General features: G+C 50.5%; 8 protein-coding genes. 2 read left to right on the top strand and 6 right to left on the bottom strand.

Annotated features, from left to right (window positions below; translation table 11 throughout):
• Positions 1-33 precede the first annotated feature (33 nt).
• The 4 genes from IE117_RS21190 to IE117_RS21175 form a co-directional block, all read right to left on the bottom strand.
• Entirely contained in the window at positions 34-738 is a 705-nt protein-coding gene (locus tag IE117_RS21190) for a DUF3823 domain-containing protein (RefSeq protein ID WP_229581230.1), read from the bottom strand.
• A 27-nt stretch (positions 739-765) separates the two neighbouring features.
• Complete coding sequence (locus tag IE117_RS21185) at positions 766-2,661, bottom strand: RagB/SusD family nutrient uptake outer membrane protein (RefSeq protein WP_189566887.1); 1,896 nt, start codon at positions 2,659-2,661, stop codon at positions 766-768.
• Between the two features lie 50 nt (positions 2,662-2,711).
• Positions 2,712-6,194, bottom strand: coding sequence for a TonB-dependent receptor (locus tag IE117_RS21180; protein WP_229581228.1), 3,483 nt, complete (start codon positions 6,192-6,194; stop codon positions 2,712-2,714).
• A 241-nt stretch (positions 6,195-6,435) separates the two neighbouring features.
• Positions 6,436-7,590 (bottom strand): FecR family protein, encoded by a 1,155-nt coding sequence (locus tag IE117_RS21175; protein WP_189566885.1) that lies wholly within the window; start codon positions 7,588-7,590, stop codon positions 6,436-6,438.
• A gap of 234 nt (positions 7,591-7,824) precedes the next feature.
• Between IE117_RS21175 and IE117_RS21170 the strand changes: the two genes are divergently transcribed.
• Positions 7,825-11,412, top strand: a complete 3,588-nt coding sequence (locus IE117_RS21170; protein ID WP_189566883.1) for a VCBS repeat-containing protein — start codon at positions 7,825-7,827, stop codon at positions 11,410-11,412.
• Entirely contained in the window at positions 11,409-12,755 is a 1,347-nt protein-coding gene (locus IE117_RS21165; RefSeq protein WP_189566881.1) for a vanadium-dependent haloperoxidase, read from the top strand. Before IE117_RS21170 ends, IE117_RS21165 begins: the two co-directional genes overlap by 4 nt.
• Here IE117_RS21165 and IE117_RS21160 read toward each other — a convergent pair.
• Both IE117_RS21160 and chrA read right to left on the bottom strand, forming a co-directional pair.
• Positions 12,752-13,348, bottom strand: a complete 597-nt coding sequence (locus IE117_RS21160) for an RNA polymerase sigma factor (RefSeq protein ID WP_189566879.1) — start codon at positions 13,346-13,348, stop codon at positions 12,752-12,754. The genes IE117_RS21165 and IE117_RS21160 overlap by 4 nt on opposite strands.
• A 175-nt stretch (positions 13,349-13,523) precedes the next feature.
• Positions 13,524-14,699, bottom strand: coding sequence for a chromate efflux transporter (chrA, locus tag IE117_RS21155; RefSeq protein ID WP_189566878.1), 1,176 nt, complete (start codon positions 14,697-14,699; stop codon positions 13,524-13,526).
• Positions 14,700-14,726: the final 27 nt, after the last annotated feature.

Here is a 14,726-nt window from a genome sequence, read left to right as displayed (position 1 = left end):
AGCTTGCTGCTTACGGCCTATGGCTCACTTTACTCACAACTGAATCTTCTCGACTCTGGAAAAGATCATGTCCTCCACGTCCTTGATTTTCACCCCCACGCGGGCAAACACGAAATCCTGGGAGGGGCTGATGGTGGGTACATCCACTGACAAACTAAAGCTGGTTTTACCCGCTACATCCGCACCCTCTTTGTTGGTGATTCCGATATTGTTGGCACGGGAGACAAACTGAGTTCGGCTGATGAGTAGCGACACCCGTTCCACATCCCTGGCATCAGTACCCGTAATGATTTTCTCAACCTCAAAGCTTGAGCTGACCTTTTTGGGTTCTTTGGAAAAAGTGACGTTCCGTATCAGATAGTAAGGGATCACTTCAATATCCACTTGCTGGTCACCGTTGAGACTTATCATTGTGGTGTCTCTGGTGGAGGCATCCTTGTTAATCGTCTGCCATGGGCCGTCATTCCTGGTGAACACGAGTTTGTAGTTGCCGTCGAACAACCGGGCAGAGAAAGACCCGTCCTGGTCGATGGGCGCATCGATAGGGGCCAGCTTGCCAAAGCCTGGCTGCCAGAGCTGCAGCCTTACCTGGCCAAATTCAACCCCGATGGGCTCGCCCTTGTATACAATGTTGCCCGTGAGGGAGGTTTTAGGTTCGGCGTAATTGTCCTTCTCGCAGGAAGAAAAAAGGACGCCCAGGGCGAGTAATGGCACTATTGATTTATACCTGAATTTCATAATATCGTTTCTGTTGGAGGTGAACAATTAGTGATTGGGATTCCGGACCAGCTTAGGGTTGTTGCTGATAATGCCGTCAGGTATCTGGGCATAATAATTTCCCAGCTGCCAACGGTCTGAACCCGTAACGCGGCTAAGCTGCTTCTCTTTGTAAATCCACTTGCCGTCGTTCGGTGTGCCGGGGGCATACACTTTATAAGGCCACAATGCCCAGGGTTGGGTGCGGCGCTTGGTGGCCTTGCCAATATTAGACGTAAGATCGCTGACCGTGGAAATGGGTACTCCGTCGAAAATCTCCTGGCCCAGGCGCCACCTTTTTATATCGAAGAATTCAAGCCCTTCGAAAGCAAGCTCAACGCGACGCTCGTGGACTATCCGGTCAAAGGTGATCTGCGCTGGGGTTAGCGGAGTAGTCAGCCCGGCCCGGGCGCGTACCTGATTCATGTATCCGGCGGCGGCGGCCGGGTCGCCCAATTCAAAAGCTGCCTCGGCGGCAGTGAGCAACACATCGGCGTAGCGGTACCGGACGAACCACACTTCGCTTTGGGTACCGCGGCGACCTGAACCTACGATGGGGTCCTGGTACTTACGAATGTAAAAGCCCGTCTGAGCCGTGAACTCGAAGCCATCGATTGGGCCGTCGAAGCCAACTACCTGGCGGGGTACGGTGGTGCCGGGCAGTGTCTTCTGTGCCCCCCGGTCGTCCCCGCTGATGGTAGAGCCATCGGTCAACTGAACACCCGCCCAAATATCAACCGTTCTTCCTTTAAACTGGGTGCCGGGAAGCATCACCGTTCCACCCAGGCGCGCATCGCGACCCGCGAAGATGTCGGTTTGGTTGTTGTAATAAATCGGTGTTCCCGAACCCGACGAAGTACCTGTCGGGATAGGGGCAAAGGTGTTGTCCAGTTTTTCAAACGATTGGACCAGGTTGAGGGAAGGGTTGATGCGTCCACCTTCTTCTTCCTCCGCCCCAAATCGGGGTTGGTTGGAAATCGTGAAGCCAACCGTTCTATATTTCAACTGGTAGTCGTTTACAAAGATCACTTCGGGGTTGTTGGACTTGTCGTAAAACAAAGCCGCAAAATTCTCTGACAGGTCAGGCTTCTTGGTGTAGAGCGCGTAAGCTCCGGCAGAGCCGCTAATGATTTCCTTGGCTGCCCGCAGCGCGATCGTGTAGTACCCCGGAGCTTTGTCGGCCGGGATGCCTACTTCGCCGCCTGGCAGCGAAACCGTTGGCGTCTTGGTGCCGTACTTGGCGATGGAGCCCGCATACAGAGCCGCCCGTGCTTCCATGGCCAGAGCCGCTCCCTTGGTGGCCCGCGATTTTTCCGCGACCGAAGCAGGTAGTTTGACTTTGATTTCCTCGGCTTCTTTGATCACGAAATCGTACACCTCAGACTCCTTCGCGCGGGGATATTGCAAATACGTGGGATCCCCGCTGAAATCATAAGTCAGGGTTTTCAGAATGAGAGGCACGCCGCCTTCCCGTTTCACCATTTCGAAATAATAAGACGCACGAAGAAAACGGGCCTCCGCCGCGAAGCGATCTTTGGAGGCCTGCGTGATCTTGTCGGCAGCCTCTACCTTTTCCAGGAACTGGTTGATATCGCGGATATAGCCGTAGTCCCAGGTAAAGCCCAAATCATAGCCCCAACCGGCGTTTTGAAAATCACCATAGTTGCCCGCGTTGGACCAGAAGGCCTCATTGAAATTGGAAATCGAAGCCCAGTTACTGGTATTTCCAAAGTCATTGTAACGATTGTACAGGTCACCCAATACGGACAGGATCACGTCGTCATTGGCATAAACCTGGTCCTCCGTTAACAATGAGGTTGGGGGCCGGTTTAAAAAATCCTCGTCGTTGCAGCTCCAGCTCACCGTGAGCAGAAGCGTCATAATAAAGTAGGTTATCTTTTTCATGTCAATTTTTTGTTTTTAGTATCTATGAACCCGGCAACTGCGAGTGTTCACTAAATAGAGAGGTTGATGCCGATATTGATAAACTTGTTCTGCGGATATTGCAAACCGTTAGCTTCCGCTATTTCAGGATCGGTATTGAACTTCTTCGTATTGTCGATCGAGAATAAGTTATAGCCATTGATGTAGACCCGAGCCCTTGACATTTTTACCTTGTCCAGAAGGTTTTTGGGTAGTGCATAACTCAATTCAAGGGTCCGGGCGCGTAAGTACCTTACATTGTGTAGCCAGAAATCTGAATCCTTATTGTAGTTGCTGTGGCCTCCGTCGTTGTAGCGTAGGGGAGGATAGGTGCCGGGTGTCCAGGCGCTGTTTCGATCGAATGGATCGGCCCGCCGCCAGCTATCGAGGAATAATGAGTTCAGAGCGCCGTCATTCTGATAAGCCCAGCGCTGCTCCCAGTTCTGGTTCCAGGAATACAAACCCCCTCCCGAAAAATCGGCGTTGAAAGTAAACTGCTTCCAGGTGATGGCGAAGTTCAGGCCAACATTGATATTGGGTGCGCCCTGCGTTGTGTAGCCAATGGGCCGCTGATCGTATTCGTTGATCACCCCATCACCATTGATATCCTTGTAGATCAGGTCGCCGGGCAGGAGCGTGCGGTTGCCCTGGCCATCGATATTGACCGGATACTCGGCAATTTCCTGCTGGGTCTGGAACTGGCCGACGGTTTCGAAGCCCCAGAAAATGTCTTTGTATCGACCTTCGCTTGAATTTCGGTACTGGTCCCATGAATTATTAAAAATTGGCTTATAGGAAGACTCAAAGCGACTGCGGGAAAAGGAGAAGTTGCCGCCGATCTGGTAGCCGAAAGCACCAGCCTTATTATTATAAACCAGAGCAGTTTCCCAACCGCGCTGTGAATCGCTGTTTACGTTTTCATCGGGCAGGCTGTAACCCAGTTCGTTGGGTACCTGGACGTCGTACTTGCGACCCCGTAGCCCCGTCCGCTGGCGGTCGAAATAATCGAACGACCCCGTAATCTTCGTGCCGAAAAGGGAGAAATCGGCACCAATGTCAAAAATCTTGCTTTTGAACCACGTGAGGTTGTCAATGATCTGACCCTTGTTGCGGGAGGTCACAATGGAATTACCGCTCAGGATGGCATTGCCCTGGTTGTAGTTGTAGCCCGGCAGATAGGCATAGGGGTCGATCCCGATGTCGTCATCTCCCAGCACGCCGTAAGACGCCCTTATCTTCAAATCATCCAGGAAAGAACGTTCGCCGATTATATTCTTTAAAAACTGCTCGTCGGATATTCTCCAGCCTACCGATGCGGATGGGAAAAAACCAACCCGGCGATCGGGCGCAAACTTCCAGGAGGCATCACGACGGAAGGAGCCTTCGAAATAGTAACGGCTGGCGTAGTTGTAGGTAACACGGCCCACATACCCGAGCCTGGCCAACTGATCGTCGGCATCCTGGAAGGCTACAACGTTGGCGAAATAGATTAGCGGAAGCACATTGGTGGAAGGTACCGAGCGAACCCACTGGTTCTGGTCTCTCTGTTCCTGGCGCTCAGCTACAAAAGTACCCCCCACTTCGTGCATGCCGAAGGTATTGCTGTAGGTCAGCTGCCCCTGGTAAATGTTGCGGATGATTTTTCGGTTGCGCCGTTCCCGCCAGGGATTGCTGCTGCCGCCAGTCACATTGTAGCTTTCGTCCGTGGGGTTGTAGGTGTAGGCCACATAGGTGTATTCGTGTCCGTCCAGCTTCTGGTCCTCGATGAAGTAGGAATACATACCGCGCGCGGTCAGGCCTTTAATGCCGGGAATCTGGTACTCAGCATACATGTTGGATTGCAGAATACGGCGGATGTCCGTGGCATACCCCCCGAGCTTTTTGTTGTTATATGCCCAGTTGGTTTCGTTGTGCTTGATGTCATTGAGGTAGTCCGGGTTGTCGTTGGCGTAAGGCCGTTCGAACGGACGATTGCGCAGGATGGCGAAGCGGGGTAGCCAGTAATCATCTCCGCCGGGTATGCCGGGGTTGTCAGTCACTTTGATCTGACCGCTTATCTGGATTCCGATTTTCAGGTTGTTGGTGATGTTGGCATCTACGTTACTTTGCAGATTGCTACGCTCAAAGGTAAACTCCCGCCCCAGGTTGGCGAATTGCTTCAGACGGGTACCCGATACGTAATACTTAATCTTGTCTGAACCGCCCGTCATATTGAGGTTGACCGAAGTCAAAGGCGCGTTGGGTTGCACGATAAAATCTTTCCAGTTGAAGCTCTGGTAACCGGGATCGGTACCCTGCTTGTATTTGTCGAGTTCAGCGGGAGTGAGTGAGGTGGTACCGCTTTGGTTAATCTGCCCCTCGGCGCGGCCCAGCTGCCATTGGTACGAATCGTTCACCACATCCGGAAACCGTGACCAGTTTTGCCAGCCGGTGTAGGCGTCCAGGCTTACGGTATTCTTCCCGGCTTTGCCGCGTTTGGTAGTTACTACCACGACGCCGTTCGCTGCCCGAACGCCATAGATAGCCGCGGAGGCATCCTTAAGCACCGAAAGGCTTTCAATATCATTAGGCGATAAATTATTGAACTGAGTTTCATCCTGCTGGATGCCGTCGATTACGTACAAAGGGCTTCCCATATTCCTGATTTGCACTCTGGCATTGGCACCAGGCCGGCCGTCAGGCATACGAAATGTAACGCCGGGAATTTTGCCCGCCAGCCCCGAACTTACCGTAGAGCCACCATGGACGCGTTCGAGGTCTTCGCTCGTCACCACCGAAATGGCTCCCGTCAACGATTCTTTCTTTTGGGTGCCGTAGCCCGTAACTACCACCTCTTCCAAAGCCTTGGTGTCAGGCGACAGGGTTATACTGACCGTAGTCTGACCGGCAGAAACAACTACCTCTTTGCCCAGGAAGCCTACGTAGGAAAGTACCAAAGTGGCGGGACCATCGGGAACAGTTATCGAAAACTTACCCGCGGCGTCGGTATTGGCCCCGGTCTGGGTACCCTTCAAAACCACACTCACGCCCGGCAAAGGTCCGCCTGACTCCTCTGTCACGGTTCCTGTTACCGTTCTGGCCACAATTTCAGCGGTAGTTTCCGAAATTGGGTCTGCCGGAGTCAGTGAAGGGGTGGTAGTTCCTGTTGTCTCCCTTTCGGGCTTTATGACGATGAGGTCATCAGTAGCCTTGTATTGCAACTGAAGCGGGGTCAATAAATTATCCAGAACGGCGGATAAACGCTGTTCCTGTACTCTGATAGTAGCTTTCCTTTCGGATTGAATCAATTTGGAGCTAAACACGAACTTGACGTCGGTTTGCTTTTCCAATAGGTTGAGAATTCGCTTGACGCTCTGGTTCTCGATATCGAGCGATACCTTCTGATCCAGAGCAGCCTGGCCCTTGCCATCGTGGGCCAGCGCAATACCCAGCGCCAGCGTTGCCAGAAAACATTGGATTATTGTAATGCGCATAAGGGTGAAGGCAAAGCCATCAATTCGTCGAATTTTTTTCATAGTTTTGAAAGTTTTGTTGTTCAAATAGTACTAAGCAGCAAATCCTTCCCTTCATGTCTGATCACCATGTGTGGCACGACAGAAAGTAATTGAACCTGCTTTCGGGAGAACTTTCCGGGGCGAACGTGCTGCAACACGTTCGCCCCTTCTTTTATTGAGCTGTAGTTTATTTTGTCATCATAGAGTTGGTTTTAGTGGAGTAGGTTAGGGTTTAGGAAATAAGTGATATTCTTGAATCGATTTATCGGCAGCCTTTACCGGTTATGAACACCTGGTCGGCATTAATCTCGAACTTGGCATCCAGGGCAGCGCAAATGACGGTGAGTTTTTTCAGGAACGGTTCCCCCACCAGGGTGGCGTTCAGCGGGCAGTCAGCCATGAGCTTGGCATCATAGTTGATTCTGATATTGTAGGCCTGCTCCAATTCCGCAAAAACCGTTGACACCGGGGTTTCGTCAAAGAAAAATGCCTTTTTGGAAATGTCCTCTGTCGACAGCTGGGTAGTTTTATCAGTCACTGCCTGCACGGGTTTTCCGTTCAGACGGGAAACGGAAACTTTCTCGTCGTTACCAAGGACAAGCCCTTCCAAAACTGCTTTTTCCTCCACTTCCCTTCGGTCTGAATCCGGTTGAAGGCTATGGGGGAAAACTGCGACTCTTCCCGTTTTGACTTCCACATTTACTGCTTCGCTATCGGCAGGCGCATCGATCAAAAAGCTGGTCCCAAGGACTTTGGTCGCGATCCCGCCGGTATAGACGTAGAATGGTTTATCCCTGTTTTTTACAATTTCAAAGAAAGCCCGTCCGCTCAGAAATACTTCACGCCGATTGGGAAGGTCCTCCGCGGAATAATCCAGAACTCCCCCCGGCAATAAAACGATGGAACTCCCATCGGTCAGAATGACTGTCATGGGCATATCCGTGTTGTTTACCCGCCTCATCGCGTTTGGCAATAAAGGGGATGTCTTTGAGTCTGCTGATGCAATGGTACTTTCACCCCAACGCGATCCGGTAAACGGGCCCCAGTACAAGTAGCTCGCGGCACCGATGCCTATTAGCAGTGTCACTGTTGCTGCTATTCGCCAGGATTTCCAACCGGAAAAACTTTTCGGAGAATCCAGCCAATCCTCTGTATCTTCTTCTTTCGCTTCGTGGACGTAGGATTGCACCACCTGCCGCATCCGGTCGCTTTGTTCTGGTGTCGGCTTATGGCGTCCGGTGTCTTCGGCCAATAGGATCACGTAGCCTTTGGCGTTTTCTACGGTTTCTTTTTTTTCGGGAAAAGTAGTCAGGAATTCTTCCCATCGCCGATTGCTGGCTTCATCGGGGTGTAAAACCCAACTGATGAAATCATCACTTTGAATCAGTTCGGTAAGTGTGTATGGAATTTGTTTCACTGGTAGAGAGTCGACTTTGATTGAAAAGAGTGAAGCATTTCCGAATTGACCCCTCCATATTTAAAGTTTTTTTCGAAAACATTATAAAATCGAAAACTGCTATGGCCACGGAGCAAGAAGAAGGATCACCTAAGGGCAATGAGGTCAAAATTCCGAAATCAGACTCTGTTCAGGTAGCCAACTAATCTGAATGCGTTTAATGGGTGGGAATGTACAAAGTAGAATCAATTGAAATTGAATAATCCAAGGGGCAAAAAATCGAAAGTACCGGGGAGCGTAATGCAATGCTCAGCGATTTTGTTAGTGACGCTCTCTTCATGGGTCGCCGTTGCCCAAACGGCAGGAAGTACCTTATTCAGACGGTTACCCGCTTCCCAGACCGGGATTGCGTTCGCTAACCAGCTGACTGAGAGTGACACACTCAATATTCTCAACCAGGCCAACATTTATAATGGCGGGGGAGTGGGTATTGGTGATTTTAATAAAGACGGGTTGATGGATGTCTATTTGGCGGGAAACATGGTTTCCAACAGGCTGTATCTTAACAGAGGATCATTCAGGTTCGAGGACATTACGGATAGGGCCAGGGCCGGCGGGGAGGGGCACTGGTGCACGGGTGTCTCGGTCGTGGATATCAATGCCGACGGCTGGCCGGACATCTATGTTTCGGCATCCTTCCGCAGCGATCCCAAACTCCGCACAAATCTGCTGTATGTCAATAAGGGATTGAATCAGGCGGGCATTCCAGTATTTGAAGAGTCAGCGGCGACTTACGGATTGGCTGATGATGGTTTTAGCACCCAGGGGTACTTTTTTGACTATGACAAAGACGGTGACCTCGATATGTATCAGGTCATAAACGAAATCTATGATCCCAGAACGCCTATTCATTACCGGGCAAAACTGACGGACGGAAGTGCTAAGAACAATGACCGATTGTATCGGAATGAGGGAAACGGAAAATTTACTGACGTGTCAAAAGCAGCGGGGGTTACGATCGAAGGCTGGGGCCACGCAGCGGCAATCACGGATATCAATCAAGACGGCTGGCCCGACATTTACGTTGCCAATGATTTTGTGTCGAATGACCTATTGTTTATCAACAATAAAAAGGGCCGTGGGGATGGGCCGACATTCACCAATAAGCTCGATGATTATTTTAAACATACGGGCTGGAATGCGATGGGAACCGATGCGGTTGATATCAACAACGATGGTTATGTCGATGTGATTTCGCTGGAAATGCTCCCGGAAAATAATTTGCGAAAAAAGAGGATGCTGAGCGGAAATGAATACTACAACTACATCAATAATGCTCAATACAACTATAATCACCAATACGTCAGAAATGTTCTGCAATTGAATAGCGGCCCCACGCCGCTGGGGCACCCTGTGTTCAGTGATGTCGGATATATGGCGGGCGTGTATCAGACTGACTGGAGCTGGTGCCCACTGGTGGCTGACTTCGATAACGATGGCTATCGCGACCTCATCATTACCAACGGACTGCCAAGGGACGTGACAGACCTGGACTACATCGAGTACAACAACGGTCAAAGCGGCGCGGGTGAAGGCTTCACCCTGGCCATGACCGACTCACTTCCGGTGGTCAAACTTGCCAACTACGCCTATAAAAATACCAACGGGCTGATCTTTGATAATGTGACGAAGGACTGGGGTTTCGATGAACTGACGTTCTCCAACGGTGCCGCTTATGCCGACCTGGACAATGACGGTGATCTGGACGTGATCATAAACAATATCAATGACCAGGCTTTTGTGTACGAAAATACGCTCGACAAAAGGAATCATCATCTGACGGTATCCCTTGTTGGTCAAGCTGAAAATCCGGGAGGCATCGGGGCCACTGTCCAATTATTTTTTGCGGGGAACCAGCAACTATTCTATGAGCATCAGCCTACGCGCGGTTACCTTTCTACCGACGACCACCGGGCGCATTTTGGCTTGGGAAGTGTCTTGCGAGTCGATTCCCTGGTCGTGCGCTGGCCCAATAATCGGCAGCAGGTATTGAAAAACGTTTCTTCCGATCAGACGCTTACAATAGCGTATAAAGATGCTGTTTCTGAAAAAGTGAAAGCTCCACAGTTATTTACTGATTCTTATTTCAAGTCGACGGTAAAAGAATACGGCTTAGAATACAGGTCGGTTGAAAAAGACTTTCCCGATTTCGACGTACAGCCCACCTTGCCGCATAAAATAAGCCAAAGTGGACCATCCATTGCCGTAGGCGATATTAATAATGATGGATTCGAAGATATTTATGTTGGCGGTACCTCGGGTATTTCAGGTACTTTTTTCTTACAGGATATTAGCGGGAATTTTACAAAAGATTCCACGCGCTTTTCAGAAAAGGAATCCCGTTTGTATGAAGACCAGGGGACATTGTTTTTTGATGCTGACGGCGATGGTGATCTCGATTTGTACATCGTCAGTGGTAGCTACGAGATTCCGCCCAACAATTCTTTCAGCAATGACCAATTATTCCTGAACAACGGTCAGGGAAGATTCGAACGAGCGATGGAAGCCCTTCCTGCTGACCTGTCGAACGGTTCCTGTGTGAAAGCCGCTGATTTTGACGGTGACGGTGACCTCGATTTGTTTGTGGGTGGCCGGGTAGTTTCTGCGGCCTATCCTGTACCCCCCCGGAGCTTTTTGTTGAGGAACGATGGCGGAAAGTTTACCGACGTTACCGAGCAATATTTCCCGCCGCTCAAAAACATCGGCATGGTCACGGATGCACTATGGAGCGATTACGACAATGACGGAAAGCCAGATCTTATTCTTACAGGTGAATGGCTGCCGGTCATATTCCTAAAAAACCTGGGTACTTCTTTCGTCGCTTTCAAAACAGGTACTGAGCCAAACACAGGTTGGTGGAACAGTCTGGTGGCCGGTGATTTCGACAATGATGGCGATATGGATTACGTCGCCGGAAACCTGGGAGTCAACTCCAATTATGCCGCATCTCAGGAAGAGCCCATGGTGCTGATTGCCAAGGATGTCGATAACAATGGCTCGGTTGACCCCATGGTGTTTTGCTACATGAAAGGCGACGACGGAACCCGGAAACCGTTTCCCATCGCATCACGCGACGACCTGGTCAGCCAGGTAATCACGATGCGTAAAAAGTTTCCTACCTTCAAGTCGTACGGACTGGCGACCTTGAAAGAAATTTGGAGTGACAGCGATCTGGAAAATGCACTAATAGCGCAGGCCACCGAAATGCGGAGTTGCTACATCGAGAATAAGGGAGATGGTTATCTGGAAATGAAACCATTGCCACTGGCTGCCCAGGTGGCACCCGTTTTTGGTATGAAGGCTGAAGATGTAAATGGGGATGGCTATCTCGACTTATTGTTGGTCGGGAACGACTATGGCCTTGACCCAAACAGTGGCAGGCACGATGCATTCAACGGCCTTTGCCTGCAGGGCGACGGTAAGGGTAATTTCAGGGCGATGACTTTACCCCAAAGTGGATTTATTGTGCCGGGCGATGCCAAAGCCCTGTCCACCATACATACCGCGAAAAATGAAGATGTGCTGCTCGTTTCCCAGAACCAGGATAGTCTGCTGGTGTTTAGTCCGGGTATTCTGTCCACGAGGCGCATTTTAAAATGGGTCAGCCTGAAGCCCGATGATTTTTCGGCAGAAGTAGTCTATAAGGATGGTAGTAAGAGAAAGGTGGAATTTTATTACGGTTCTACCTATCTGTCACAATCGTCCCGGAGGTTTCCCATTGAAAAAAATGCAAAGAAAATTACCGTGACCAACTTTCAGGGTAAAACGAGGACGTTATTATGAAGCATACCTTACCGCTTTTGTATACTATTATTTTGCTTTGCCTGGGTGTCAACTGCTCTGCGCAAAACTGGAAGGTGAAAACTGAGCGGGCCGAATATATTCACCGGGCAATAAAGCAGGTCACGGACGTGATGGTGTATGACATTTACTCTCCGCCTGTAACCAGCCGCACCTATGCCTATGTTTCGGTGGCTGGATATGAGACTTTGATTCAAAATAGTGAAAACTACCTGAGCTTGGCCGGGCAACTACACGGTCTGACCCCCATTCCGGTGCCCGACAAGGACAAGGAGTATAGTCCTGCATTGGCGGCAGTACACGCGATTCTGGCCACCGGGAAGCCACTGGTGATTTCCGAAGAAAGGATAGGTTCCTTTGAAAAAGCATTGTTTGAGGAATTTAAAGCCTCGGGTATGCCCGCGGAAGTATTTGACTATTCTCTGGTGTACGGGCAGCAGGTAGCGGACCATATCATGGCCTGGGCGAGAAAGGATAACTACAAAAACACCCGTTCGCTGCCACAGTACCGGGTTCGCAACGATGCGGCTTCCTGGAAACCAACGCCTCCCGCTTACATCAAAGCCATCGAGCCGCACTGGAACCGTCTACGGACTTTTCTTATCGATTCAGCCGAGCAGTTTAAGCCCGTACCCCCGCCCGCTTTCTCGACCGATACCAACAGTGTTTTTTATAAGGATGCCCTGCAAGTCTACACTCAGGTCAAGGGAAACACAACCGAACAAATCGATATTGCCAAATTCTGGGACTGCAACCCCTTCAAAATGAATGTGCGTGGCCACGTCATGTATGCTACCAAAAAAATATCCCCCAACGGTCACTGGATGAACATCACTCGTCTGGTTTGTCAAAAAGCTGACGCCGACGCCCTGCAATCGGCCGAGGCCTATGCCGCTCTGGCTGTGACCTTGGCCGACTGCTTCATCAGCTGCTGGGATGAAAAATATCGTAGCGTGGTGATTCGTCCTGAAACATACATTAACCAGTACATAGATCCTACCTGGCTCCCCGTGTTGCAGACTCCTCCCTTTCCGGAATATACCAGTGGTCATAGTGTGGTGTCGTCGGGGGCGTCCGTGATGCTTGCCAAGCTTTTCGGTCAAAAATTTTCCTTCGCCGACTCCTCGGAAGTTGAGTTCGGCTTGCCCGTGAGGCATTTTGCCTCTTTTCTGGAAGCGGCTAATGAAGCGGCAATCAGCCGCCTGTACGGGGGCATCCATTACATGCCTGCCATAAAATACGGGCAAGAAGAAGGTTTCGCGATTGGGGGGTACTTTGCAGAGAGGCTGCGCACAAGGCGGGAGAAGCCGGCGAAAGAATTTTAAGAAAAAGCAAACAACAGCAAGGCACTCACCGAAACCATAATCGACTCCCGGCATTCCCTGAGGTACACCAGGGCACGGTAAATAAAATTCCTGACTGATTTTTCGCTTACTCCCATAATTTCGGCAGTCTCGGGAAAGCTGAACTCATCGAAATAACGCAGCGTGATCGCTTCCACCTGCCGGGCCGGAAGTTGGCTCAGCAGACTGTTGAGTCGTTGGGTGAGTAGCGTATTGGATTCGCGCTCCATGAGCATGGATTCGGAATTGTCGCGGATAAAAGGGATTTCCGTTCCGGTCAGGATGGAAAGATCCTTGATAGGAAGGGCTTTGATAGTTCCCATGTGGATGCGGCGACGAAGGGAGCGATAAAGGTAAAATTTGATTGAGGTGATATTGGGCGTAAGGTTTTTCCGCAACCGCCAGATGTCGATGAAAACATCCTGCACGGCATCTTCTACCAGTCCGGAATCATCACACAGCTTACAACCATAATTGAACAGCGTGGAATGATACCGATCGAAAGTCAGGGTGAAAGCCTTTTCGTCGCCTTGCCTAACCCCCTCCCATAATTCCTGATCGGTTATTTCAACCATTTAATTTCTTTCGTAGTGGTATTGTACGTCCAAATTTACCAAGTCTTTTGATATTTTATAAAGCTAATTAAATATTCCGAAAATTCCATTTGATGGAATGCTTTATTTAAATAAAATCGCTTTATAACGAGAATGTTATATAAAAATAGAGCATTGCACGATTTTTGAAGAATTTTTAATTTAGAAATACACCCAGTATCAACCCTCCCAAAATCAAGACATAAGGAGGTACCCGGGTCAAGGATAAAATCGTGAGCGTAACCAACACGGTTGCCAGGGGAATCCAACTGGTAGCCATGGGCACGAAGAGCGTGGCTGCCGCAGCCAGGGTGAGTCCCACGCTTGTGGCGTGCACCCCTTGAAGCGAAGCGCGCACGCCCCGGTATTTTTTCAACTGATCCCAAAAACGGTACACGAAGAAAATCAGAAAAGTACCGGGCAGGAAAATGCCGACCGTCGCCACCAGAGCACCGATGATCTGTCCGCTCACTCCCTGATGCTGCATGGACATTGCCCCGACATACGTCGAAATGGAAAACACCGGGCCGGGAACTACCTGCGTGAGCGCCATCCCTGTCAGGAATTCCTCCTGCGTGAGATAATGCTTGAACTCCACAAATTCGTTGTAGAGCATCGGAATCAATACCTGACCTCCGCCAAAAACCAGGCTGCCGTTTCGGTAGAAGTTCTCGAACAACCGGACAGGCAATGACTTCGTAACAGCCCCCAACACTGCTGCCCCCACCAGGACGCTGAGCCACAGAATGAAGTTGGACCAATTGATTTGTAAACGGACTTTTTCCATACGGGGTTGCTGCCGGTAGTTGAGCGAGGCAATGACGCCGCCCAATATAATGACGGCAGGTGTCATAAAAGGAGAGGGAAAAAGGTACGCTACCAGCGCGGAGGCAATGAGCAATAGCCAGCCCTGGGTGTCGCGGATGACCCGCCGGGCGATCCGGTACCCCCCGTGCATGAGCAGGGCGACGGCCATCGGTCCGACAAACCGGGCGAATTGCAGGGACACATTCCTTTGTTCCAGAAAATAGATAGTAAGCGCTGCCAACGTCATCATCGTCATGGCGGGTAGCGACCAGACAAGTACTGTAAGGTAGGCGAGCCCGGGTCCACCGATCTTAAATCCCAGGGCAGTGATCGTCTGCGTAGAGGTAGGGCCCGGCAGAATCTGGCACAGGGCTTGAAGTTCCAGCAGCTCCTCCTCGGTCAGGTAACGCCGCTTGATGACCAGCAGGTCGAGCATCATGACCAAATGCACTTGCGGGCCCCCGAAAGCAGTGAAGGCCAGGACAAGTACATCTTTCAGGAAAATGAAATACCGAATGCGACGCATAAACCGGACGATAGTTGCGTCAAGGTA

It is taken from the genome of Persicitalea jodogahamensis (assembly GCF_014651615.1).
GTDB lineage: Bacteria > Bacteroidota > Bacteroidia > Cytophagales > Spirosomataceae > Persicitalea > Persicitalea jodogahamensis.
The sequence above is the reverse complement of the archived record's forward strand: the minus strand, read 5'-3'. Positions and strand labels throughout refer to the sequence as shown.

Coding starts and splice junctions, on each gene's coding strand:
- IE117_RS21190 (WP_229581230.1), bottom strand. CDS start 738: ATGAAATTCAGGTATAAATCAATAGTGCCATTACTCGCCCTGGGCGTC.
- IE117_RS21185 (WP_189566887.1), bottom strand. CDS start 2,661: ATGAAAAAGATAACCTACTTTATTATGACGCTTCTGCTCACGGTGAGC.
- IE117_RS21180 (WP_229581228.1), bottom strand. CDS start 6,194: ATGAAAAAAATTCGACGAATTGATGGCTTTGCCTTCACCCTTATGCGC.
- IE117_RS21165 (WP_189566881.1), top strand. CDS start 11,409: ATGAAGCATACCTTACCGCTTTTGTATACTATTATTTTGCTTTGCCTG.
- IE117_RS21160 (WP_189566879.1), bottom strand. CDS start 13,348: ATGGTTGAAATAACCGATCAGGAATTATGGGAGGGGGTTAGGCAAGGC.
- chrA (WP_189566878.1), bottom strand. CDS start 14,699: ATGCGTCGCATTCGGTATTTCATTTTCCTGAAAGATGTACTTGTCCTG.